This window comes from Phenylobacterium sp., assembly GCF_004799395.1.
GTDB lineage: Bacteria > Pseudomonadota > Alphaproteobacteria > Caulobacterales > Caulobacteraceae > Phenylobacterium.
The window spans coordinates 1-2659 of record NZ_SSMZ01000291.1 but is presented as its reverse complement, the minus strand read 5'-3'; the positions used below and the strand labels follow the sequence as shown (position 1 = coordinate 2659).

Here is a 2659-nt window from a genome sequence, read left to right as displayed (position 1 = left end):
GCTGATCGGCAACGAAGTGGTGATGGCCCGGCTCTCCACTCCGCCCGTCCACCGCTACATGACCGAGCCGGCCTATGCGGCGGCGAAGGCCGAGCTCTCCCGCCCGGCCGCCGGCCGGCTGGCCAAGATCGAGGCCAACGCCGTGCTGGGCCTGCCCTGGAGCACGGACATGTGGGACGGCTATCCCGCCGACCGGCAACGGGTCCTGGCGCTGATCGAGAAGGCGCGCGCCAACGCCATTGTGGTCTCGGGCAACAGCGACGCCTTCTGGGCCAATGAGCTGTTCGACGCCGAGACCGGCGGCAAGCGCGTCGCCGTCGAGTTCGGCGCGGCCGGGATCAGCAGCCCCGGCCCCGGCGAGCCCTTTCCGCAAGTCCCGCTTGGCGAAGCCTTCGCCAGGTACAATCGCGAGGTGCTGTTCAACAGCCAGACGGCCAAGGGCTTCGTGCTGCTCACCCTGACCCACACGAGCGTCACCGGCGAGCTGATCGCGGTCTCCTCGATCAAGGACAAAGCCTTCACGACCCGGCCCATCGCCACATATCGCGCGACGCCCGGCCCGAACGGCGTCTCGGCCTTGAAGCCGGTCTAGCGCCGCTCGAAGGCGAGCCTGGCGCCGAAGCCCAGGAAGACCAGCCCAGTCGCCCGGTCGAGCCAGCGGACCACCTCGGGGGTCTTCAGCGCCTTGGCGATCGGGCGGGTGGCGGCGATCAGGACGGCGAACCAGACGAGACCCATCAGGACGTGCAATCCGGCCAGCAGGAAGATGAAGGGCGCGGGCGCCACGCCCTTCGGCAGGAACTGGGGCAGGAACGAGACGTAGAAGACGCCGATCTTGGGGTTCAGCAGATTGGTCAGGAGCCCTTTGTGCAGCCAGGCGAGCGGGCTCGCGCCGGAGGCGGCGCCCGCGCCGACGTCGAAGCGGTCGCGGGGCTTCAGCAGCATGCCGAACCCTAGCCAGACCAGGTAGGCGGCGCCGCCCCACTTCAGGACGTTGAAGGCCATCGCCGAGGCCTGCAGAAGGGCCGCCAGGCCCAACGCCGCCGCTGCGCCCCAGACCAGGCAACCCAGACCGATGCCGATCGCCGCGAGAGCTGCGCGCCTCGGGCCTTCGACCGCGGCCGCGCGCAGGACCAGCGCTGTGTCCAATCCGGGCGTGATGGTCAAAAGGCCCGCGGCCAGCGAGAAGGCGAGCAGGGCCTGAAGGACGGTCATGGCGCATCCTTCAGGTGGCAGTCCTCGATCACCCGATAGAAGCAGGACCGTGCGCCGGTATGGCAGGCGCCGCCATCGCCCTGCGGCCGGACCTTCAGCCAGACGCAGTCCTGGTCGCAGTCGATTCGCGCTTCCACGACTGCCTGGATCTGGCCGCTGGTCGCGCCCTTATGCCAGAGCTCGCTCCGGCTTCGGCTGAAGTAATGCGCCTCGCCGGTCGACAGCGTCAGACTTAGCGCCTCGGCGTTCATCCAGGCGAACATCAGCACCTCGCCGGTGTCGGCGTGCGTCGCCACCGCCGCGATCAGGCCATTGGCGTCGAAGCGCGGCGCGAGCTCGGCGCCATGCTCCAGGGCGTGCTTGTCAGGCGCGGTGGGGAAGGTCGCGGTCATGGGCTCCATATGGCGCCGCTGGGGCGAGCGGCGCTAGAGGCGCCCTTCCGCCTTCAAGGCGCGTTCGGCGTTGCGAGACCAATGTGGACCCCATAGCCGGCTATGGTGACCTGCTTCAGGCCCCACGAGGGCTTATCGAACACCTGGTCCTGCGAGCTCAGGTTGAGGACGATCCGATACGGCCCCTCCGGGGTCGCGATCTCCGTCGCCTCGAAGGGATAGGGCAACTGGTCGGCCATCGGACGCGCGCCGGCGCTGGCGGAGCGGAACAGCCGGAAGGGCGTCCGTCCGCCGGCTTTGGGGTCCATCAGGATGCTGTTCATGGCCCCGACCTGCTGATCGAAGCGGGCGATCGCGCTCACCAACTCCGGCGGCGTGGCGTCAAAGGAAAAGGCCGGCGAAAGCCGCTCCGGAAAATAGATGATCCCCACGGCGCCATGGATCACCGAACTCCAGGCCATCAGGTTGAACTCGGCCGGTGTCGGGACGGGCGTACCCTCGCCGAACGGCGATGTCCCGATGAAGCTCATCACCGGCTTTCCGTCCGACCAGGCGCGCTGGCGATCCAGGGATATGCCGTGGACCGTGGAGGCGTACCCATCGTTGGAGGCGATGACCAAGGCCCGGCGCTCCTGGACGGGATAGGGGTCAGAGGCCAGCCAGTCACTGGCTGGGCCGTGCATGTAATCGCGCATAATGGCGTTGTTCTGCGCCCAGTCTGGGTAGATGTGCCCGCCGATATGGTTGGTCCAGATCGGCACGAACCGACCGGCGGCCTTGGCCGCCGCGCGCCAGGGCGCCGCCTGTTTCACAACCTCGGCCGGGTCATGCGCCACCGACCCGTAGTCGACCCGCCCGACCCTGGTGTCGGAGGGCTCGTCATCGGTGGCCCAGGCGATGAGATGGACATCCTTGAGGTCGCTCGCGGGATCGCCGGCCGGGCGGCGGATCTGGTCGAGCCCCTTGGCGTCGGCGGCGCGGGCCCAAGCCAGGGGGTCATGCCCCTGGGGAATCTCGACGACTGTGTTGATCCCGCGCGCCTTCCAGGCGTC

At 68.8% G+C, this 2659-nt stretch carries 4 protein-coding genes; 1 reads left to right on the top strand and 3 read right to left on the bottom strand.

Features of this window, described 5'->3' with window-relative positions:
* Positions 1-592 (top strand): alkaline phosphatase D family protein (locus tag E8A12_RS18900; RefSeq protein WP_293371687.1); only part of this gene is annotated, 592 nt, incomplete at its 5' end.
* Here E8A12_RS18900 and E8A12_RS18895 read toward each other — a convergent pair.
* The 3 genes from E8A12_RS18895 to E8A12_RS18885 all read right to left on the bottom strand — a co-directional run.
* Positions 589-1215: a LysE family translocator gene (locus E8A12_RS18895; RefSeq protein ID WP_293371685.1), complete on the bottom strand. Its 627-nt coding sequence runs from the start codon at positions 1213-1215 to the stop codon at positions 589-591. The genes E8A12_RS18900 and E8A12_RS18895 overlap by 4 nt on opposite strands.
* The gene (hisI, locus tag E8A12_RS18890; RefSeq protein WP_293371683.1) at positions 1212-1607 is read right to left on the bottom strand and encodes a phosphoribosyl-AMP cyclohydrolase; all 396 of its coding nucleotides are present in this window, start codon (positions 1605-1607) and stop codon (positions 1212-1214) included. The genes E8A12_RS18895 and hisI overlap by 4 nt, the downstream gene beginning before the upstream one ends.
* Before the next feature lie 53 nt (positions 1608-1660).
* The coding region (locus tag E8A12_RS18885) for a hypothetical protein (RefSeq protein WP_293371681.1) at positions 1661-2659 on the bottom strand (999 nt) is incomplete at its 5' end.

What these genes read in the sequence shown, in the direction of transcription:
- E8A12_RS18895 (WP_293371685.1), bottom strand. Translation starts at nt 1,215, where the DNA reads ATGACCGTCCTTCAGGCCCTGCTCGCCTTCTCGCTGGCCGCGGGCCTT.
- hisI (WP_293371683.1), bottom strand. Translation starts at nt 1,607, where the DNA reads ATGACCGCGACCTTCCCCACCGCGCCTGACAAGCACGCCCTGGAGCAT.